The organism is Roseburia sp. AF20-18LB, assembly GCF_003461185.1.
Taxonomy (GTDB): domain Bacteria; phylum Bacillota; class Clostridia; order Lachnospirales; family Lachnospiraceae; genus Roseburia_C; species Roseburia_C amylophila.
The window spans coordinates 116,504-135,548 of the sequence record NZ_QTWP01000003.1; the positions used below are offsets into that span (position 1 = coordinate 116,504).

The 19,045-nt window shown below is 41.2% G+C and carries 21 protein-coding genes; 19 read left to right on the forward strand and 2 right to left on the reverse strand.

The genetic code is table 11. The features are described from left to right. Nucleotides 1–276: 276 nt before the first annotated feature. From DWX65_RS07680 to DWX65_RS07770, 17 genes are all read left to right on the forward strand, one after another. Nucleotides 277–3,312 carry an SrtB-anchored collagen-binding adhesin gene (locus DWX65_RS07680; RefSeq protein WP_117536935.1) on the forward strand — a complete coding sequence of 1,012 codons (3,036 nt, stop codon included), beginning with the start codon at nt 277–279 and terminating at the stop codon, nt 3,310–3,312. 237 nt (nt 3,313–3,549) lie between these two features. Next, on the forward strand, nt 3,550–3,876 hold the full coding sequence (locus tag DWX65_RS07690) for a YdcP family protein (protein ID WP_117536936.1): 327 nt from the start codon (nt 3,550–3,552) through the stop codon (nt 3,874–3,876). A 15-nt stretch (nt 3,877–3,891) separates the two neighbouring features. Then, nucleotides 3,892–4,275: a YdcP family protein gene (locus DWX65_RS07695; RefSeq protein WP_117536937.1), complete on the forward strand. Its 384-nt coding sequence runs from the start codon at nt 3,892–3,894 to the stop codon at nt 4,273–4,275. Nucleotides 4,276–4,350: 75 nt separating this feature from the next. Continuing rightward, the gene (locus DWX65_RS07700) at nt 4,351–4,767 is read left to right on the forward strand and encodes a DUF523 domain-containing protein (RefSeq protein ID WP_002322983.1); all 417 of its coding nucleotides are present in this window, start codon (nt 4,351–4,353) and stop codon (nt 4,765–4,767) included. 73 nt (nt 4,768–4,840) lie between these two features. Further along, nucleotides 4,841–6,235: an FtsK/SpoIIIE domain-containing protein gene (locus DWX65_RS07705; protein ID WP_117782580.1), complete on the forward strand. Its 1,395-nt coding sequence runs from the start codon at nt 4,841–4,843 to the stop codon at nt 6,233–6,235. Nucleotides 6,236–6,418: 183 nt separating this feature from the next. Continuing rightward, a complete protein-coding gene (mobT, locus tag DWX65_RS07715) occupies nt 6,419–7,615 on the forward strand; it encodes a MobT family relaxase (protein WP_117782581.1) in 1,197 nt (398 codons plus the stop codon). A gap of 12 nt (nt 7,616–7,627) precedes the next feature. Further along, nucleotides 7,628–7,762 carry a DUF3789 domain-containing protein gene (locus tag DWX65_RS07720; RefSeq protein ID WP_077735064.1) on the forward strand — a complete coding sequence of 45 codons (135 nt, stop codon included), beginning with the start codon at nt 7,628–7,630 and terminating at the stop codon, nt 7,760–7,762. Further along, the gene (locus tag DWX65_RS07725; RefSeq protein WP_002323342.1) at nt 7,763–7,984 is read left to right on the forward strand and encodes a hypothetical protein; all 222 of its coding nucleotides are present in this window, start codon (nt 7,763–7,765) and stop codon (nt 7,982–7,984) included. An 86-nt stretch (nt 7,985–8,070) separates the two neighbouring features. Further along, on the forward strand, nt 8,071–8,259 hold the full coding sequence (locus tag DWX65_RS07730; protein ID WP_117536939.1) for a YgiT-type zinc finger protein: 189 nt from the start codon (nt 8,071–8,073) through the stop codon (nt 8,257–8,259). A gap of 366 nt (nt 8,260–8,625) precedes the next feature. Continuing rightward, entirely contained in the window at nt 8,626–8,922 is a 297-nt protein-coding gene (locus tag DWX65_RS07735; RefSeq protein ID WP_101880314.1) for a conjugal transfer protein, read from the forward strand. Next, complete coding sequence (locus DWX65_RS07740; protein WP_117536940.1) at nt 8,841–9,344, forward strand: antirestriction protein ArdA; 504 nt, start codon at nt 8,841–8,843, stop codon at nt 9,342–9,344. The genes DWX65_RS07735 and DWX65_RS07740 overlap by 82 nt, the downstream gene beginning before the upstream one ends. 17 nt (nt 9,345–9,361) lie before the next feature. Beyond that, nucleotides 9,362–9,865 (forward strand): antirestriction protein ArdA, encoded by a 504-nt coding sequence (locus DWX65_RS07745; RefSeq protein WP_002323345.1) that lies wholly within the window; start codon nt 9,362–9,364, stop codon nt 9,863–9,865. 108 nt (nt 9,866–9,973) lie between these two features. Continuing rightward, nucleotides 9,974–10,372, forward strand: a complete 399-nt coding sequence (locus DWX65_RS07750; RefSeq protein ID WP_004843362.1) for a conjugal transfer protein — start codon at nt 9,974–9,976, stop codon at nt 10,370–10,372. Next, a complete protein-coding gene (locus DWX65_RS07755; RefSeq protein WP_118173191.1) occupies nt 10,350–12,800 on the forward strand; it encodes an ATP-binding protein in 2,451 nt (816 codons plus the stop codon). The genes DWX65_RS07750 and DWX65_RS07755 overlap by 23 nt, the downstream gene beginning before the upstream one ends. Further along, nucleotides 12,800–15,019 (forward strand): CD3337/EF1877 family mobilome membrane protein, encoded by a 2,220-nt coding sequence (locus DWX65_RS07760; RefSeq protein WP_117536942.1) that lies wholly within the window; start codon nt 12,800–12,802, stop codon nt 15,017–15,019. Before DWX65_RS07755 ends, DWX65_RS07760 begins: the two co-directional genes overlap by 1 nt. Then, nucleotides 15,016–16,023 carry a bifunctional lytic transglycosylase/C40 family peptidase gene (locus DWX65_RS07765; protein WP_117536943.1) on the forward strand — a complete coding sequence of 336 codons (1,008 nt, stop codon included), beginning with the start codon at nt 15,016–15,018 and terminating at the stop codon, nt 16,021–16,023. The genes DWX65_RS07760 and DWX65_RS07765 overlap by 4 nt, the downstream gene beginning before the upstream one ends. Nucleotides 16,024–16,040: 17 nt before the next feature. After that, on the forward strand, nt 16,041–16,943 hold the full coding sequence (locus DWX65_RS07770) for a conjugal transfer protein (RefSeq protein WP_117536944.1): 903 nt from the start codon (nt 16,041–16,043) through the stop codon (nt 16,941–16,943). Nucleotides 16,944–16,998: 55 nt separating this feature from the next. On the opposite strand, the gene DWX65_RS07775 is transcribed toward DWX65_RS07770, so the two are convergent. Beyond that, nucleotides 16,999–17,361: a helix-turn-helix domain-containing protein gene (locus tag DWX65_RS07775; protein WP_114091354.1), complete on the reverse strand. Its 363-nt coding sequence runs from the start codon at nt 17,359–17,361 to the stop codon at nt 16,999–17,001. A 149-nt stretch (nt 17,362–17,510) separates the two neighbouring features. On the opposite strand from DWX65_RS07775, the gene DWX65_RS07780 reads away from it, so the two are divergent. Both DWX65_RS07780 and DWX65_RS07785 read left to right on the forward strand, forming a co-directional pair. Beyond that, on the forward strand, nt 17,511–17,735 hold the full coding sequence (locus DWX65_RS07780; RefSeq protein ID WP_117536945.1) for a sporulation initiation factor Spo0A C-terminal domain-containing protein: 225 nt from the start codon (nt 17,511–17,513) through the stop codon (nt 17,733–17,735). A gap of 19 nt (nt 17,736–17,754) precedes the next feature. Continuing rightward, nucleotides 17,755–18,108, forward strand: coding sequence for a stathmin-1-A (locus DWX65_RS07785; RefSeq protein WP_117536946.1), 354 nt, complete (start codon nt 17,755–17,757; stop codon nt 18,106–18,108). Nucleotides 18,109–18,145: 37 nt separating this feature from the next. On the opposite strand, the gene DWX65_RS07790 is transcribed toward DWX65_RS07785, so the two are convergent. After that, the gene (locus DWX65_RS07790) at nt 18,146–19,024 is read right to left on the reverse strand and encodes a sensor histidine kinase (RefSeq protein WP_117536947.1); all 879 of its coding nucleotides are present in this window, start codon (nt 19,022–19,024) and stop codon (nt 18,146–18,148) included. Nucleotides 19,025–19,045: the final 21 nt, after the last annotated feature.

A 19,045-nucleotide genomic window follows, 5' to 3' on the forward strand; every position in this document is an offset into this window, starting at 1 on the left:
CTTAGTTCATAGAGTGCCGTAAAGTGCCTATTTACAGGCTTTTCACGGGTTTTATGAATTTATCATATTTCATCAAAAATCGTCAATATACAAAAAATTGGTGTCAAAATTGGTGTCAAATAACCTTAATTTGAGATTTTGATGAGCAACACATCAGTATAAAAAATTGAATATTTTATAGATTATGGAACGCCTAAAATGACGTTCCTTTTCTATTTCCAGCCGTTCTTATTGGACGGCTATTTTATTACCCAAAATGAAAGGAGCATTAGATTTATGAAAAAGACATGGAAACGATTGTGTACGGGCTTCTTAGTTCTTGCAACTGTCGTTACTGCTTTACCGATTACACCTGTCCATGCAGAAAGTAAGCAATACTGGACGGAAAGTGCAGAGCGTGTCGGTATCATTGAAAAAGTAATGAATGACGGTTCTATCGGTTCGACATTCAATGAGGGCTATATGAAAGTCGAGGGCGAAACTGCCTATTGTATCGACATCAATACAGATTTTAAGAATGGCTACAAGACCAGAGCTGACGCAAGCTCACGCATGAGTGCCGACCAGATTTCAGATGTGGCGTTATCCTTAGAGTATGTCAAACAGTATGGCGAAACTCACAAGGAATTGAACTACAAGCAAGTCTATCTGTTGGAACAATGTGTAGTCTGGCAGAGATTGAGCGTACATCTTGGCTGGCAATGTGATAACGTGCGAGCTTCTTATGATGAAATTCCAAAGGCAACGCAGGACGAAGTTTTCTCTGGTGCAAGAGCCTTTGTCAAAGAAAATAAAGGACGCTATGAATGTGGCGGTTATATCTACTCTGGCGAGGGGCAGGAATTGGGACAATTCTGGGCGAAGCTGAATGTCGGAAATGCGAAATTACAAAAGACTTCCAGTAATACTAGCATTACAGACGGTAACGGGAATTACTCTATTGCAGGTGCAACCTATGGTGTCTTTTCTGATAAGGACTGCACGAAACAGCTTGCTCCCCTTACGACTGATGAAAACGGAAATACAGATATTGTAGAGGTAAAAGCAGGCACAGTCTATATCAAGGAATTATCCGCACCAGCAGGATATAAAGTGGATAAAACTGTATATTCCTTAAAGGTTGAAGCTGGAAAGACAGCAACATTGAAAGTATCTGATACGCCAAAAGTAACGGACACTTTGATTGAGCTTTTCAAGATTGATATGGAAACACAGAAAGACAATCCGCAAGGGAGCGCTTCTTTAGCAGGTGCGGAATTTACATGGAAGTATTATGCAGGCTTCTATAATAAAGACAATCTCCCTGCCGAAGCTACTCGTACATGGGTTACAAAGACAATCGCTGAAACAGACAGCAACGGGACAACCCACTACATCACAAAATTAGCGGACGCATACAAGGTATCTGGCGACAGCTTCTATATGCAGGACGGTAAGGCGGTTCTTCCACTTGGGACGCTAACCGTAGAAGAAACAAAAGCTCCAAACGGCTACTTGTTAGAGGGTGCATATATGCAGGCTGGCGATAAGTCCGAACAGATTAAGGGCTTATATGTAACACAGATTACCGAGGACGGCGACCTTGCCGTATTATCTGGAAGTAACCAGTTTTCCGTATCAGACAAGGTTATCCGTGGCGGTATCAAAATTCAGAAACGAGATTTAGAAACGGGCGATACAAAGCCACAAGGAAGTGCCACTTTGAAAGATACTGCCTTTGACATCATTTCCTTAAATGATAATTCTGTTTTGGTTGAGGGCAAGCTATACAAGAAAAATGAAGTGGTAAAGACAATTCGTACAGATATTGAGGGTATCGCTTCTACTTCTTCTGACCTTTTACCTTATGGAAAATTCCGTATTGTTGAGAGTGAAGCTCCCGACGGTTACTTAACTGACGGTGCAAAACCGATTGATTTTACAATCACAGAAAATGGAAAAATCGTGGACTTAACCGACGAAGCTCATTCTATCTACAATCAGATTAAGCGTGGAGATATTGAGGGTGTAAAAATCGGTGCAGGTACACACAAGCGTCTTGCTAATGTTCCCTTTAGGATCACAAGCAAGACGACGGGTGAAAATCATGTAGTGGTAACTGATGATAACGGGCAATTCTCCACTTCTGCTGAATGGGCTTCTCATAAGCACAATACAAACGCAGGAAAGACCAGTGAGGACGGTGTGTGGTTTGGGACTTCTGAACCAGACGACAGCAAGGGTGCATTACTTTATGATACTTACATCATTGAAGAATTACGCTCTGATAGTAACAAAGGCTTTGAACTTATCCCACCTTTTGAAATCGTGGTATCAAGAAATAATCTTGTGATTGATTTAGGAACGCTGACTGATGAATACGAAAAAGAAATCTCTATCCATACCACAGCGACCAGCAAGGACGGCGAAAAGACTATCCTTGCAGGAAAAGAGGTTACAATCGTTGATACGGTCAAATTAGACGGACTTACAAAAGGCACAAAATATCAGCTCAAAGGCTGGCAGATGTTAAAGGAAGAAAACGCCGAGCTTATCATTGACGGGAAACGTGTAGAAAACGATTATACCTTTGTCGCTGATGAGGAAGAAATGAAAGTGGAAATTTCCTATACGTTCAATGCGTCTGCTTTAGGTGGCAAAAACCTTGTTACCTTTGAAGAATTGTATGATTTCAGCAATCCAGACGAACCCGTAAAAGTTGCAGAACACAAAGACATTGAGGACGACGGGCAGACCGTACTTATCACAGAGCGTATCATCAAAATTCATACGACTGCTACGGATAAGGACGGCAACAAAGAGCTTGAAGCTGGAAAAGACGTTACAATCATTGATACCGTAACCTTAGAGGGCTTAGAAGTCGGTACACAGTACAAACTTGTGGGCTGGCAGATGTTGAAAGAAGAAAGTGCAGAGCTTCTTATCAATGGAAAGCGTGTGGAAAGTGATTATATGTTTACCGCTGACAGCGAAACTATGAAAGTGGAAGTTGCTTTTACCTTTGACGCTACTTCCCTTGACGGCAAACAGCTTGTAACTTTTGAAGAATTGTACGATTTGAGCAATCCAGACGAACCGAAGAAAGTTACCGAACATAAGGATATTGAGGATAAGGGACAGACGATTACCTTTAAGGAAAAGCCAGAAAAACCCGAAACACCACCGACACCAGAAAAGCCTAACAGACCTAGCGACAGTCCCAAAACGGGCGACAGTACAAATGTAATGGCATTTGTCGTGATGTTGCTTGTGTCTGCTGGTGGACTGGCTGGAACATATCTTTACAAACGCTGTAAAATAAAGAAATCATAAGGCGGTAACGATATGAAAAAAGGAAAATCACGCTCTCCGCCGAAGCTGTCAAAGGCAGACTTCCGCTTATTCTGGCTTGTCTGCCACTTACCTGCAAGAACACGGATAGTCAAGGGTGCGTAAGCATTTATTTTACCCTTTACTATCGGTGGGATTGCTGGTACTTCCCGAACCGCCAGAATAAGAAATCACAATCAAAAAACTTATCAAATATCGAAAGAAACGAGGTAAAACAATATGGAAATGAAATATGTCGTGCCAGATATGGCACAGTCTTTTGGAACTCTTGAATTTGCAGGCGAAAGCGACCATGTTTTTGATAGAGATAAAGATAACCGCAGATTTTTCGCAAGAAGAAGTTACAACCTTTATTCTGACGTACAGAAAGGCGAAAATGTTGTGGTGGAAATTCCCGTGCAGGCTGGCGAAAAGCATTTCAAGTATGAACAGAAAGTAAAACTTGTCAATCCGAAGCTATACGGCAGAGGTTACGCAATCGGGGATATGGGACATACCGATTATGTGTTGCTTGCTGATGATATTGTAGCAGTTGAAGAAAAGTAAAGGAGTGAAAATACTATGAGATTATCAAACGGATTTGTTATTGACAAAGAGAAAACATTTGGAGAATTAAAATTTACAGCGGTGCGTGATGTGTTCTTGCAGAATGAGGACGGGACACCGAGTACCCAGCTAAAAAAGCGTATCTATGATTTGAAGTGCAGTCTGCATGGTGGAATTATCCCCGTGTCTGTACCGTCAGAAGTACCGTTAAGGGAATTTCCGTACAATGCAGTTGTGGAGCTTGTCAATCCCGTAGCCGATACGGTATCAAAAAAGACGTTTGGTGGTGCAGAGGTGGACTGGTATGTAAAGGCAGAGGATATTGTGTTGAAGAATAAAGGCAACCAGAACGCAGGCAATCCACAGAATAATAACACGCAGGGACAGCTGAAAAAATAAAATTAGAGATTAGATTTTTATTGTGAGGTAATTCGTTGAATGATATAATTAGGATAAATTGTGAGGTGCTTATCTATGAAAGTATTAGTTAGTTCATGTATCATGGGAAAGAACTGCAAATATAACGGTGGGAATAATCTCAATCCGAAAGTTGTAGAGTTTCTAAAAGATAAAGAGGTTATCGAAATTTGTCCAGAATTATTAGCGAATATGCCTACACCACGTCCTAGTGCGGAAATAGTAAATGGTATTGTCATGGATATAAATGGAAATATTGTTGATGAGGAATATCGTCATGCGGTACAGTTGGCTTTAAATGAAATAAGAAGTATGGAAATAGATTTAGTTATTCTGCAATCAAGAAGCCCAACTTGTGCAGTCAAGAATATTTATGATGGTAGTTTTACGGGAAAATTGATAAAAGGTCAAGGTCTATTTGCACAAGCGTTAATTGAGGCTGGATATAAAGTGTTGGACTCAGAAGATTTTTAATGAATGGTAATGAAAAAGCAGTTAGTCTTAGGATTGACTGCTTTTTTCATACCCAGAAAGGAGTGATTGATTTATGCGTATGATTTGGAACAAAGGACACCGTATCAGAGCCAGCGACAAGCACCTTGTCTACCATTTTTCCATAGGGACGCTTCTGTTTATATTCGTGGCGGTTCTATTGCTACTGAATATCAAACAGCTCATGCGTACCGACTGGGAGCATTTCAGCTTGTTAGAGAACGGCTTGACGCTTTCCACTTACAACTTCATAACCATACTGATAGCGACTGGTGTTTGTGCATTGGTCGCTTTTCTATATTATCGCTTCTGTTACGATAGTTTCAAGAAACTCCTGCACCGTCAAAAGTTGGCAAGAATGGTACTGGAAAATAAGTGGTATGAAGCCGATACCGTACAAGACAGCGGTTTTTTTACTGACCTGCAAAGCAGATCAAGGGAAAAAATCGTCTGGTTTCCAAAGATTTATTATCAAATGGAAAAGGGACTGCTTCATATCCGCTGTGAAATCACGCTGGGAAAATATCAAGACCAGCTTTTACGGTTAGAGGATAAATTGGAAAGTGGCTTGTATTGTGAGCTGACTGACAAGACCTTACATGACGGCTATATCGAATATACCCTGCTTTATGATATGATAGCGAACCGCATTACCATTGATGAAGTACAGGCAGAGAACGGCTGTCTTAGGCTGATGAAAAATCTAGTCTGGGAGTATGACGCACTCCCTCACGCTCTGATTGCTGGTGGTACGGGTGGCGGTAAAACATACTTTTTGCTGACGCTCATTGAAGCCCTACTGCATACCAACGCTGTCCTTTACGTCTTAGACCCGAAGAATAGCGACCTTGCGGACTTAGGAACGGTCATGCCAAACGTCTACCATACCAAAGAAGAAATGATTGATTGCGTCAATGCCTTTTATGAGGGCATGGTACAGCGAAGTGAGGAAATGAAGCGACACCCGAACTATAAGACGGGCAAAAACTACGCCTATCTGGGACTGCCACCCTGCTTTCTTATCTTTGATGAATATGTGGCATTTTTTGAAATGCTGGGGACGAAAGAAAGCGTGAGCTTACTTAGCCAGTTAAAGAAAATCGTTATGTTGGGACGACAAGCAGGATATTTCCTTATCGTTGCCTGTCAGCGTCCAGACGCAAAGTATTTCTCGGACGGTATCAGAGATAACTTCAATTTCCGTGTGGGACTTGGACGTATCAGCGAATTAGGTTACGGTATGCTGTTTGGTTCAGATGTGAAAAAGCAGTTTTTCCAGAAGCGTATCAAGGGGCGTGGCTATTGTGATGTGGGAACAAGCGTCATCAGTGAATTTTACACGCCGTTAGTGCCGAAAGGACATGATTTTTTGCAGACTATCGGCTCTCTTGCACAAGCAAGGCAGGACGGGACGGCGACGTGCGAAGCGAAAGGCGACGGCACGGACTAGCCGTTGCTGGTGTGGCGTTAGCCACGCCAGCAGGTAAAACCCCTCGGTATCTAACAGAGGGGTACGTTTGCAAATAGACAATAGACAAAAAACATAGGAAACATAAGGCTTCTGGCATGGTTTTCTAGCAAAAATCGGCTGTGAAGTTGCCTTAAAAAACTTCACACTTTACAGATTGGGGGTATGGTTCTGAATGAAGAACAATGGATAAAAGAATTACGGGAGAAACGAATTGCTTACGGTATTTCACAAGGCAGGCTGGCGGTGGCTTCTGGTATCACAAGGGAATATCTCAACAAGATAGAAAGCGGAAAAATGAAGCCGTCAAAGGAGCTTCTGGAAACTCTGCATAAAGAACTGGCAAGGTTCAATCCAGAAGCACCGCTTACCATGCTGTTTGATTATGTAAAAATTCGTTTTCCCACGCTGGATATACAGCACATCATCAAAGATATATTAAAACTGAATATCAATTATATGCTCCATGAAGATTACGGACATTACAGCTATACGGAGCATTATTCTCTTGGGGACATCTTTATCTATACGTCGGCTGACGAAGAAAAAGGTGTCCTTTTAGAGTTAAAAGGGCGTGGTTGCAGGCAGTTTGAAAGTTACCTGCTGGCACAGCAAAGAAGCTGGTATGACTTTCTCATGGACGCACTTGTAGACGGTGGCGTGATGAAGCGTATCGACCTTGCTATCAACGACCATACGGGTATTTTGGATATTCCAGAGCTTGCGGAAAAATGCAGGAAACGGGAATATATCGGAAAGTCCAGAAGCTATAAGTTTTACCAGTCGGGTGAGCTTATCAAGCACAGAGAGGACGACAGAGAATATATGGGACGTACCCTTTATCTTGGGTCGCTGAAATCAGATGTGTATTTCTGTATCTATGAAAAGGACTACGAGCAGTACGTCAAACTGGGGACACCTCTGGGAGAAGCCGATATTATCAACCGTTTTGAGATACGACTTCGCAATGAACGTGCCTATTATGCAGTACGAGATTTGCTGACTTATTATGACGCAGAGCAGACCGCTTTTTCTATCATCAACCAGTATGTGCGGTTTGTTGATGAAGAACCAGACAAGCGAAAAAATGACTGGAAGCTCAATGACCGCTGGGCTTGGTTTATCGGCGATAACAGACAGAGCTTGAAGCTGACGACAAAGCCAGAGCCTTACACCTTAGACCGTACATTGCGTTGGGTACAAAGGCAGGTAGCACCGACCTTGAAAATGCTGAAAAAGATTGATAAAGGAAACGGTACAGACTACATGGAAACAATCGAACAGCAGGCAAAACTCACAGAAAAGCATGAAATGATAATCAAACAGCAGACGACCCCTGCAAAAGATTTAGTAGAAAGTTAGGAGTGATAAAAAATGTGGGTATTATTAAAAGACTTCCTGCTGGTATCTATGGGAATGGGTATCGGCGTAGTCTTGATGTGTATTTTGAATGTCGGCAAAGAAGTTGACTATGAAATGAAACAATCAGAAGAAAGCGAGGACAATTAAATGAATTTCGGACAAAATTTGTATCAATGGTTTTTATCAAACGCACAGAGCTTAGTGCTTATGGCGATTGTGGTTATCGGTATCTACTTAGGGTTCAAGCGTGAGTTTTCCAAACTTATCGGCTTCTTGGTAGTTGCCTTAATTGCTGTCGGCTTGGTATTCAACGCTGGCGGTGTGAAAGATGTACTGTTAGAGCTGTTTAATAAGATTATCGGTGCATAGCAATTTATATTGCAGCACATATATGGGAATGATATAATGTGGATATGAAGAAAACGGCAAGTTAGAAGTTAAAGGAGAGAGCGATTATGTTTAGATGTCAAAAATGTAGAAAATGGTTAAAAAGTATTACAACAGAAACTGATGTAGTTTATAATGGCACAACATATCATGCCACAAATGTACCAGCAAAAATATGTCCTGAATGTGGGAAAATAACTATATATGAAATAATTGAAGAACGAATTGTTCAATATGCCACTCAAAGAAATTGTTGATCAGCACATTATAATATGCCATTTTCAGAAAAATAAATAGTGCAGAAATAATACGGGGATCTTCCATCCCCGAACCCCTGGAATCCTTGTTATAACAGTAATAGAAAAAATTATTACCGTTATAACAAGGCTAAAAATGGGATGTTTTAATTTTCCGAATTCTGCAAATTATGGCATCAAATAAAATGCGTTGTAACAAGAAATGTAAAAAATATTGATTATGCAGAATGTGAGAATGAAGAAGCTTCTGCCTCTCAATTAATATTGTGAATTTCCATTTTAAAAATTCCATATCCCTACACACAAAGCAGTTAGTCTTAGGATTGACTGCTTTTTTCTTACCTAAAATCAGATTGGAGTGATGACATGAACGATATTTTTAAGGATATGCAGGCAAAAGTCGGCTGTGATTATCTTTCCGACCTGCCCTCTTACAAGCGTAAGGTGTGGCATGAAATGAAACGGCTGAACCTTGCTGACTATGAAGAAAGACAGTTAGAAGATTTTTCAAAGTATGTGTTTGGTATGTCGTACCAGACCATAAAAGATGTGATGAAACAACAGAAAGGACGTGAGGAACAATGCAGGAAACAAGGGTGCTGGTGGAAACGAAAGGAACAACTGGCGAAGAAACAACATCATACTGGTTCGACCTGCCGATAGATGTTGCAGAGTTTGAAGAAAAGTTAGGTATCGGTGCAGAAAGTGGGGATTACCGCATTATCGAAAAGGTGTTGCCTTATGCTGATGAAGTTCACGAACATACAAGCGTGTATCAGCTTAACGAATTAGATTTTATGTACCGCCAGCTTTCAAGTGATATGCAGGAAGAATATGTATCACTACTTACGGTGTTTGAGAATTTAGAAGCACTTTATATTTGCAGGAACGTGATTACGATTTATCCCGACTGCAAAAGCATGATAGATGTTGCAAAGCAAAAGCTGATGAACGACCCGACATTTAAGCATTTATCCGAGGACTGTCAAGAATATTACTTTGACTTTGAAGCCTACGCTTCTCACTTGCAGGAACACGGGAAATTTTTAGTAACGGAACACGGTATCTTTGAACTGCCAGAGTAGGAAATGAGGTGGTACTTATGATTGATGATATGGCGGTTTATATCGCTAATCTTGGCAAATACAATGAGGGCTATTTAGTCGGTGCTTGGTTTACATTTCCCATTGACGAGGAAGATGTAAAAGAAAAAATCGGCTTGAATGAACAGTATGAGGAATACGCTATCCATGATACTGACAACTTCCCCATTGCGATTGGCGAGTATGTTTCCATTGAAGAACTCAATGAGATGTATGAAATGATAGAGGAACTTCCCGACTATATCGTAGAATGTCTGGACGAATTTATCAGCCACTACGGGACGCTGGAAGAAGTCGTGGAACATAAGGACGATATTTATTATTATCCCGACTGTGAAACCATGACAGACGTTGCCTACTACTACATAGACGAATTGCAGGCACTGGGGGATATTCCACCCAGCTTGCAGAACTACATTGACTATGAAGCCTACGGGCGAGATTTGGATATGGGCGGTTGCTTTATTGAAACAAGCCGAGGTATGTGCGAGATACCATATTAACGCTGGACGATCAGCGACAAGCATTGTTGCTACTGACAGCGTATTTCTCTTTTAAGGGACAGTCTGAAAATGGCTGTCCTTTTCTATTTTGAAAGGAGCTGAAAGAACTTGAAAAAGATTAAATCTTATACGGGTATCTGGAACGTGGAAAAAGTCTTGTATGCAATCAATGACTTTAACTTGCCTTTTCCCGTTACCTTTACACAGATTACATGGTTTGTGATTACGGAATTTATCATCATTCTGTTTGGGGATATTCCCCCACTTTCCATGATTGAGGGAGCATTTCTCAAATACTTCGGTATTCCCGTTGCTCTCACTTGGTTTATGTCGCAGAAAACCTTTGACGGAAAGAAGCCGTACAGCTTTTTGAAATCACAGATAACCTATGCCCTGCGACCAAAAATCACTTATGCAGGAAAAGCCGTAAAACTGCATAAGCAGACCTTAAATGAAACAATCACGGCAGTAAGGAGTGTGAACTATGTTCCCGATAAAATATATTGACAACAACCTTGTCTGGAACAAGGACAATGAGGTGTTCGCCTACTATGAGCTGATACCGTACAACTATTCTTTCTTATCCGCAGAGCAGAAATTTATCGTGCATGACAGCTTTCGACAGCTCATTGCACAGTCCCGTGAGGGTAAAATTCATGCGTTGCAGATTGCCACAGAAAGCTCAATACGAAGTATGCAGGAGCAGTCAAAGAAACTGGTAACGGGAAAATTAAAGGAAGTTGCCTACCAGAAGATAGACGAACAGACCGAAGCGTTAGTATCTATGATTGGGGACAATCAAGTGGACTACCGCTTTTTTCTTGGCTTTAAGCTCATGGTTACAGAAGAACAGCTCAATCTGAAGAACATGAAAAAATCGGCGTGGCTGACGTTTGCAGAATTTCTCCATGAAGTGAACCACACGCTGATGAACGACTTTGTTTCCATGCCGAATGATGAAATCAACCGTTACATGAAAATGGAAAAGTTACTGGAAAATAAAATCTCCCGTCGCTTTAAGGTGCGTCGCTTGGAAATCAATGATTTTGGGTATCTCATGGAACATCTTTACGGCAGGGACGGTATCGCCTATGAAGATTATGAGTACCAGCTACCAAAGAAGAACTTGCAGAAAGAAACGCTGATAAAATACTACGACCTTATCCGTCCGACAAGATGTGTGATTGAGGAAAGCCAGCGATATTTACGCTTGGAACATGAGGATAAGGAAAGCTATGTGTCCTATTTTACCGTCAATGCGATTGTAGGCGAGCTTGATTTTCCGTCAAGCGAAATTTTCTATTTCCAGCAACAGCAATTCACATTCCCCGTTGATACTTCCATGAATGTAGAAATCGTGGAGAACCGAAAAGCATTAACAACCGTCCGCAACAAGAAAAAGGAATTGAAAGACCTTGACAATCACGCCTATCAAGCTGGAAGTGAAACCAGCTCAAATGTGGTGGACGCTTTAGACAGCGTGGACGAGCTGGAAACAGACTTAGACCAGAGCAAAGAAAGTATGTATAAGTTAAGCTACGTTATTCGGGTGTCTGCACCCGATCTTGACGAGCTGAAACGCCGTTGTGATGAAGTCAAGGACTTTTACGATGACCTCAATGTAAAGCTGGTGCGTCCTGCTGGGGATATGCTGGGGCTTCATTCTGAATTTTTACCAGCCAGCAAGCGATATATCAATGACTATGTGCAGTATGTAAAATCAGATTTTCTAGCAGGGCTTGGTTTTGGTGCGACACAGCAGTTAGGAGAAACTACGGGTATCTATATGGGCTATTCTGTTGATACGGGAAGAAATGTGTACCTGCAACCGTCCCTTGCCAGTCAAGGTGTAAAAGGTACAGTTACCAACGCTTTAGCGTCTGCTTTTGTCGGTTCGCTTGGCGGTGGGAAATCGTTCTGTAACAATCTTCTGGTGTATTATGCGGTGCTGTTTGGCGGTCAAGCACTTCTGTTAGACCCTAAAAGTGAGCGTGGCAACTGGAAAGAAACGCTCCCAGAAATCGCCCATGAAATCAATATCGTAAATCTAACCAGCGACAAGGACAATGCAGGACTTCTTGACCCGTTTGTGATAATGAAAAATGTCAAAGACGCTGAAAGTCTGGCAATCGACATCTTGACATTCCTTACGGGTATTTCCTCTAGGGACGGCGAAAAATTCCCCGTACTTCGTAAGGCGGTTCGCTCTGTTACCCAGAGCGACAGTCGGGGCTTGCTCCATGTGATAGATGAGCTACGCCGTGAAGAAACACCAATAGCAAGAAATATCGCAGACCATATCGACAGCTTCACGGACTACGACTTTGCACATCTGCTGTTTTCGGACGGTACGGTGGAAAATGCTATCAGTCTTGACAACCAGCTCAATATCATTCAAGTAGCCGACCTTGTACTGCCAGATAAGGACACGACTTTTGAGGAATACACGACCATTGAATTATTGTCGGTGTCTATGCTGATTGTGATTAGTACCTTTGCCCTTGATTTTATCCATTCGGACAGAAGTATTTTTAAGATTGTAGACCTTGATGAAGCGTGGGCGTTCTTAAATGTGGCACAAGGCGAAACCTTATCAAATAAGCTGGTGCGTGCTGGACGAGCTATGCAGGCAGGCGTTTATTTCGTTACACAATCCTCTGACGATGTATCAAAGGAAAGTCTGAAAAACAATATCGGCTTGAAATTTGCCTTTCGTTCTACTGACATTAACGAGATAAAACAGACCTTAGAATTTTTCGGTATCGACAAGGACGACGAAAACAACCAGAAACGCTTGCGTGATTTGGAGAACGGACAATGCTTATTGCAGGACTTATACGGGCGTGTCGGTGTAGTACAGATACACCCCGTCTTTGAAGAACTGCTACACGCCTTTGATACCAGACCGCCCGTACAGAGAAATGAGGTGGAGTGATGAAAGAAAGGATAAAAGGTGCGTTCACTAAAAAGAAGATACTACACTTTCTAAAAATAGCTCTGTTCGTGGTGGCACTCTCCCTTATCCTGCTTTCACTTTTGGGGACGGTGGCTCATGCGACGGGACTTGTGGACGATACCATAAACGCAGAAAATCTTTACTCAAAATATCCGTTGTCGAATTATCAGCTTGATTTTTATGTGGATAATAGCTGGTCGTGGTTGCCGTGGAACTGGCTGGACGGGATTGGAAAATCGGTACAGTATGGGCTTTATTGCATTACCAACTTTGTCTGGACTATCAGTTTATATTTGAGTAATGCAACGGGCTATGTGGTGCAGGAAGCCTACAAACTTGATTTTATTAACGATATGGCAGACAGTATCGGAAAAAGCATACAGACCTTAGCAGGCGTAACGCAGAACGGTTTTTCCAGCTCTGGCTTTTATGTTGGTTTCCTGCTTCTCATTATCTTAGTGGTGGGACTTTATGTTGCCTATACGGGACTTATCAAACGGGAAACCAGCAAGGCACTTCATGCCGTTATCAACTTTGTTGTGGTGTTCGTGCTGTCGGCTTCTTTTATTGCCTATGCTCCCGATTACATCAAGAAGATAAATGAGTTTTCATCAGACATCAGTACCGCTTCTTTGGACTTGGGAACAAAAATCATGCTCCCCAACTCTGACAGCGAGGGCAAGGACAGCGTGGACTTGATACGGGACAGCTTATTTTCTATTCAAGTGGAACAGCCGTGGCTACTCTTACAATTCGGGAACAGCAACGCAGAGGAAATCGGAACAGACCGTGTGGTCGCTCTGGTATCGGCAAGCCCAGAGGACGAGGACGGGAAAACCAGAGAAGAAGTCGTGAAAACAGAAATTGAGGACAATGACAACAACAATCTGACGATACCGCAGGTCGTGAACCGTTTAGGCATGGTGTTCTTCCTATTGTTCTTCAATTTAGGGATAACGATATTTGTATTCTTGCTTACGGGCATGATGTTGTTTAGCCAGATACTTTTTATTATCTTTTCAATGTTTTTACCTATCAGTTTTCTTCTTTCTATGATACCCAGTCAAGAAAATCTGGCAAAGCAGGCAATCGTGAGGGTGTTTAATACCATAATGACACGGGCAGGAATAACGCTCATTGTAACGGTGGCGTTCAGCATTTCCAGTATGTTTTATAACATATCCACGGACTATCCTTTCTTTATGGTAGCGTTCTTACAGATAGTGTGTTTCGCTGGTATCTACATGAAGCTGGGCGACTTAATGAGTATGTTCTCTTTGAACGCTAACGACAGTCAAAGCATGGGACGAAGAATTTTCCGCAGACCATATCTGTTTATGCGACATAGGGCTAGAAGAATGGAGCGACGCATGGCTAGAGCTGTTAGTCATGGAAGTATGGTTGGAGCTGGCACAGGTGCGGTTACGGGAGCTATGCTATCGGGTAATGGTTCTTCAAGGAGTAATCCTCAAAAAGATAAACGTACTTTTTCACGAAGCAACACTTCTTCCAGTTTTGGAAATCGTGCTGGTTCTGCTGTCGGTGCTGTCTTAGATACGAAAAATAAAGTAAAAGACAAGGCAAATGCTGTCAAAGAGAATATCAAGGATATGCCGACACAGACCGCTTATGCGGTGTATTCCGCAAAGGAAAAGGCAAAGTCCAGCGTGTCCGACTTTAAGCGTGGCATGGTGCAGGAACAGCAGTCCAGACAGACGGGACGTTTGGAAAAGCAGGAACAGCATAAGAAAAATATCGCTGACAAACGTATGGAGCTTCAAAAGGCACAAGAAGCAAAGCAGGTACAGCGAAAGGCTGACGGATCAGCGACAACGGGAGCTACCCGTCCCCATGAGCGACCAGCCACAGCTTCAACCATTCCAAAGCCGAGTGCGGAAAAAATGCAGGAAGTCAAACGCCCTGCCACAGCGACCACTTCAAAAGCAAGCGAGCCAGTCAAGACAAGCGTTATCAAAGAGCGTCCGCTATCTTCTGGTGCTTCTGATAGAAAAGCAACCCAGCTTACACAGCAAGTACATAGGCAGAATGTAGAAAAAGTAGTATTGCAGGAAACACGCCAGAATTACACCAAAGACCGCAGGAAAAAGGTTCAGCAGACCCATAGCGTCCAGAAGAACCAACAGACCATAGAGAAAAGCCGTAATCTTGTAACGAAGAAAGGACAGAAGAAAAAATGAAACTGAAACATATCGCTATCATTGGCAGTCTGTTTCCTATCCTCTTTTCTCTGGTGCTTTTCTTTGGTGTCCTCATTAGTGCGGACAGCGACGATGAGAACAGCAATTTTTCTTCTGGCATTACGGGTATGAACCTATCCGCAGAAGTCTTGAAACATCAGCCTATGGTGGAAAAGTACGCCAGAGAAAACGGTATCTCCGAGTATGTCAATGTGCTACTTGCTATCATTCAAGTAGAAAGTGGCGGTACGGCAGAAGATGTTATGCAGAGTTCGGAAAGTCTGGGTTTACCGCCCAACTCTTTAGATACGGAAAGCTCAATCAAGCAGGGATGTAAGTATTTTGCGTCCCTGCTTTCTTCCTGCAAAAATCAAGGTATCGACGACTTGAATGTAGCAATACAGTCTTATAACTATGGCGGTGGCTATGTGGGATATGTGGCAGGAAAAGGAAAAAAACACACTTTTAATCTTGCAGAGAGCTTCGCCCGTGAGAAATCGGGTGGAAAGAAAGTAACCTACACCAACCCGATAGCCGTTGCTAAGAACGGGGGCTGGCGGTATGGCTATGGAAATATGTTCTATGTGGAAGTAGTCAATCAGTATTTAGCAGTTCCGCAGGTATCGGGAGAACTGGCACAAAAGGTAATGAATGAAGCGTTGAAATATCAAGGCTGGAAGTATGTGTATGGTGGCAGTAACCCGAATACTTCCTTTGATTGTTCGGGGCTGACGCAATGGTGCTATGGAAAAGCTGGTGTTTCCTTACCGAGAACAGCACAAGCACAGTATGACGCCACCCAACATCTTCCACTCTCGCAGGCAAAGGCTGGGGACTTGGTATTTTTCCATTCTACCTATAACGCTGGAAGTTATGTAACACACGTCGGTATTCTTGTTTCGCCGACGCAGATGTACCACGCAGGAAATCCGATAGGATATGCAGACCTAAATAATAGTTACTGGCAACAGCACTTAATCGGTGCAGGACGAGTAAAACAATAGAAAGTGAGGATAACATTATGTTTAAGAAGAATAAGAAACAGACAGAAAATGTCAAAGAAAAAAAGGTGCGTACTGTCAAGGTAGGCACACATCAGAAAACCGTGATTGCGTTGTGGGTGGTGCTTCTCGCAAGCGTGAGCTTTGGGGTATATAAAAATTTTACCGCTATCGACCAGCACACCACCCATGAAAAAGAAATCATTGAACTTCGCTTGCAGGACACCAACGGGATAGAAAATTTCGTGAAGAACTTTGCGAAGTCCTATTACACATGGAATAACAGCAAAGAAGCGATTGAAGCAAGAACGCAGGCAATCAACGGTTATCTGACAAAGGAATTGCAGGACTTGAATGTTGATACAATCAGAACCGACATACCGACCAGCTCCACAGTTACAGATGTGATTGTATGGCATATCGAGCAATCGGGAACGGACACTTTTTCTGCTACCTACGAAGTAGATCAGCAGATAAAAGAGGGAGAACAGACAAGCAATGTCAAGGCAACCTATACCGTAAAAGTCCATGTGGACGCTGACGGGGATATGGTAATCGTTCAGAACCCTACCCTTGCACCAGCAATCGAAAAATCAGACTATGAGCCTAAGACACCAGAAGCAGACGCAAGCGTGGACGCTGATACCGTAAACGACGCTACCGCATTTCTGGAAACATTCTTTAAGCTGTACCCAACAGCCACAGAAAAAGAGCTTGCCTACTATGTAGCTGGAAATGTGATTGAACCTATCGGCAGGGACTACCTTTATTCTGAATTGGTAAACCCTATCTTTACAAAGGACGGGGACAATGTGAAAGTCAAGGTTGCTGTGAAATTCCTTGATAATCAGACAAAGGCAACGCAGGTATCGCAGTATGAGCTTGTGTTACAAAAAGATAGTAACTGGAAGATTGTAGGATAAATGATATAAAAAGACCGTAGCCTGTAATACACATTTATGTGCCTTACAGCTACGGTTATTTTTGAAATTGATTGCGTATATCCTTGTCTTTACGAAACGCTATTTTAGCGGACTTCATTAAATCTACTAAGAAACGTACTTCGTATTCATCACAGTCTGAAAAAATATCTTTTGCTTCTTTTTCAAAAATGATTTTAGAAGCAATCACATTATCGCATAAAAGAGTATCGACTGATACAGAAAGTGCATTGGCAATCGCAATCAAGGTTGGTAAACTGACTTTTGTTTTTCCTGTTTCTACATTACTCATGTGAGCTGGTGTAATGTCTATAAGGTCGGCAACGGTTTCTTGTGTTACGCCCTTTTTAATTCTTGCAATTTTAATACGCTGTCCGATTGCTTTGTAATCAACTTCCACAGTTTCCTCTCCTTTCCTGCTTTTTTATATTGTAACCATTCACAGAGTGTAATATAATACTCTGTGTAAATGAACAATTCTTTCAGTATATATCCAGGCTAAAAAGTTTAAAATATGGAAGAATATAAATGCAAAGGGGGTATGTCTATATGTTAAGATTTCGTAAAAAGGATAGCAAAGAGCTTATAAAAAGAATGGCTAAAACAAATGGCTGTTCGGTATCTGAAATTCGCAGAGAAATGCAGTATGCTATTGATGAAGCTAGAAATAGTAATGACCCAAACAAGCAAGCGGAATTTCAACGTTTATTTGGAAATAAGATACCCAGTCCAGAAGAATTTATTTGTGTAGTTAGCAAGAATTTAAAATTTTAGTAAATACGGAGCGTGAACAATGAAAAAAGCAGAAACGCAGGAACAGGAATTTTTGGAAGTTTGTTCTTCTTACGACTATGACCTTTTAACTGGAAAGAGAGAAATGACATTAAAAGACTATGAACGAATTACTTATTTAGTGGGTTCTCTTGGATATAGTCAATATCTTCAAATCCTTATTGGAAAATATATGGACTTAGCACAAGCTGACGAAGAACGAGAAGAAAGAGAACATGAAATATATTTAGAATACCCAGAGTATTATGAGGACGAGGGAATTTTGGAAGAAGAAGAAAAATGGCTGGAAGAATTTTTAAATCAACTTCCAGAGAAGAAAAGAGAATATTTTGAAAAACTTATAAAAGAGAGTTAAAGCTACTAAAAAAAGTTACTGTATTCAGATGTTCTGATCACAGTAACTTTTTATCATTATACAAGGGAAAACAAATGCTAATAGACAAAATATTTTTTTCGTAACTTACATTTTCAATTTTACCGTCAATCTTTTTCAGCAATTCCTTTACAATATACAAGCCCAGACCAGAACTTCCTTTGGTGCGTGATTTATCAACAGTATAAAACTTGTTAAATAATAAGTTTACATCAATATCATCAAGGGATTTTGTTGAATTTTTAATTGTGAACACTCCTTTTTGATTGATAGAAACTTCAATGTAATTATCTGAATAACGAAGTGCATTTACAATTAAATTTTCAATAATTCGTTTACAGATAAGGTTATTTCCATATATCCATACAGGAGTATTTTCTGTTTGAATGGTTGGTTGGATTTCTCCAAATTCATAATACTTTTCAATTAAGCAATCTGTAACAATTCTATTTATGTCAACACGCTCACATTCAACATCAACTTGCTCATTTTCTATCACAGATAAATCATAAAACTCTTGTACTAAATCCGTGAGATAATCTGTTTTTGCCTTAATGATTTTAATGTATTGTCCTTGTTCCTGTTTATCTTCACATTCTTGCAGAAGTGTTAAATAGCCTTGTATAGATGTCAAAGGTGTTCTTAAATCGTGGCTTATATTAGATATAGACTGTTTTAACTGTTCTTCTTCCTGCTTAATTTGAACCTGTAATTTTTTATGTAGATTATCTTTTTGATTGATTGCATAAGCTAATTCTTCAATGTCCCTATTTGATAAAGATACTCGTATTTTCCGTTGTTGCTTTATTTGCTTATTTATGTTGCGAATTGTTCTGATAATAGAGAATAAGGAAAATGCTAATATGAAGATAAAGCAAATCAATAAGAAATATAACATATTCGCATTTCCCCTTTCTGT

Bases quoted from the DNA above. Each gene is read 5' to 3' on its own strand.
- DWX65_RS07680 (WP_117536935.1), top strand. From the start codon at position 277: ATGAAAAAGACATGGAAACGATTGTGTACGGGCTTCTTAGTTCTTGCA.
- DWX65_RS07690 (WP_117536936.1), top strand. From the start codon at position 3,550: ATGGAAATGAAATATGTCGTGCCAGATATGGCACAGTCTTTTGGAACT.
- DWX65_RS07695 (WP_117536937.1), top strand. From the start codon at position 3,892: ATGAGATTATCAAACGGATTTGTTATTGACAAAGAGAAAACATTTGGA.
- DWX65_RS07700 (WP_002322983.1), top strand. From the start codon at position 4,351: ATGAAAGTATTAGTTAGTTCATGTATCATGGGAAAGAACTGCAAATAT.
- DWX65_RS07705 (WP_117782580.1), top strand. From the start codon at position 4,841: ATGCGTATGATTTGGAACAAAGGACACCGTATCAGAGCCAGCGACAAG.
- mobT (WP_117782581.1), top strand. From the start codon at position 6,419: ATGGTTCTGAATGAAGAACAATGGATAAAAGAATTACGGGAGAAACGA.
- DWX65_RS07720 (WP_077735064.1), top strand. From the start codon at position 7,628: ATGTGGGTATTATTAAAAGACTTCCTGCTGGTATCTATGGGAATGGGT.
- DWX65_RS07725 (WP_002323342.1), top strand. From the start codon at position 7,763: ATGAATTTCGGACAAAATTTGTATCAATGGTTTTTATCAAACGCACAG.
- DWX65_RS07730 (WP_117536939.1), top strand. From the start codon at position 8,071: ATGTTTAGATGTCAAAAATGTAGAAAATGGTTAAAAAGTATTACAACA.
- DWX65_RS07735 (WP_101880314.1), top strand. From the start codon at position 8,626: ATGAACGATATTTTTAAGGATATGCAGGCAAAAGTCGGCTGTGATTAT.
- DWX65_RS07740 (WP_117536940.1), top strand. From the start codon at position 8,841: ATGCAGGAAACAAGGGTGCTGGTGGAAACGAAAGGAACAACTGGCGAA.
- DWX65_RS07745 (WP_002323345.1), top strand. From the start codon at position 9,362: ATGATTGATGATATGGCGGTTTATATCGCTAATCTTGGCAAATACAAT.
- DWX65_RS07755 (WP_118173191.1), top strand. From the start codon at position 10,350: ATGTTCCCGATAAAATATATTGACAACAACCTTGTCTGGAACAAGGAC.
- DWX65_RS07760 (WP_117536942.1), top strand. From the start codon at position 12,800: ATGAAAGAAAGGATAAAAGGTGCGTTCACTAAAAAGAAGATACTACAC.
- DWX65_RS07765 (WP_117536943.1), top strand. From the start codon at position 15,016: ATGAAACTGAAACATATCGCTATCATTGGCAGTCTGTTTCCTATCCTC.
- DWX65_RS07770 (WP_117536944.1), top strand. From the start codon at position 16,041: ATGTTTAAGAAGAATAAGAAACAGACAGAAAATGTCAAAGAAAAAAAG.
- DWX65_RS07780 (WP_117536945.1), top strand. From the start codon at position 17,511: ATGTTAAGATTTCGTAAAAAGGATAGCAAAGAGCTTATAAAAAGAATG.
- DWX65_RS07785 (WP_117536946.1), top strand. From the start codon at position 17,755: ATGAAAAAAGCAGAAACGCAGGAACAGGAATTTTTGGAAGTTTGTTCT.
- DWX65_RS07790 (WP_117536947.1), bottom strand. From the start codon at position 19,024: ATGTTATATTTCTTATTGATTTGCTTTATCTTCATATTAGCATTTTCC.